Genomic DNA, 700 nt, shown 5'->3' on the forward strand with positions numbered 1-700 from the left:
GACTGACGGCACGAGACACCACGGACAGCGGGACGGAGCACGTCGCGCACGGCTCCACGGAGTACGCGGCAGCGGCCGAACCACACCACGCGGCAGGGCGGGCGACGCGGCGGGCATCGCGGAACGCGGAGGAGAACGCCGCTCACGACGGCGCGCGGGAGGACGTTCCCGAGTACGACTCCGAGCAGGAGCGGGAGGAGCGGCCGGCGCCGGCGTCCCTCCCGTTGGTCGCCGGGGCGATGCTCGGCATCGGCGGCGTGGGCGTGGTGCTCGCCTTCGCGGACATCGCGTCGTCGCTGCGCGCGCCCTTCACGCTCTTCTTCCTCGTCGTCGCGCCCGCGTCCGCCATCGCGGCGGCGCTGCGCGGCGTGGACCCGCTCAGCCGCCCGGTGCTGGCCGTGGCCGGCGCGGTGGCGCTCGACCTCGCGGTGGCCCACGTCATGCTCGCGCTCCAGACGTGGTCCGCGCGCGGCGGGGTGGTCGTCGTCGGCCTGCTGAGCCTCCTCCTCTTCCTGGTGGCCTGCGCGCGGCGCCTCCGGCGCCACCTGGTGGCCGGCCGCGCGGCCAGGGCCCACGGCTGATCCGGTCGCGCCCGCGTACGGAGCGACCCGCGCGCCGCCGGCCGCTGACCGGGGGCGGCGGCGTGCCCGGTCCGGCCTGGCCGGTCGCGCGCGGGCGGGGCGCGGGAGTTGCGTAATTG

1 protein-coding gene is annotated in these 700 nt (G+C 77.9%); it reads left to right on the plus strand.

Annotated features, from left to right (window positions below; all coding sequences use genetic code 11):
- A partial coding sequence (locus KUM32_RS44530) for a hypothetical protein (RefSeq protein WP_308408849.1) occupies positions 1–581 on the plus strand: 581 nt, incomplete at its 5' end.
- Between the last annotated feature and the right edge of the window lie 119 nt (positions 582–700).

The organism is Streptomyces sp. AC627_RSS907 (genome assembly GCF_019049165.1).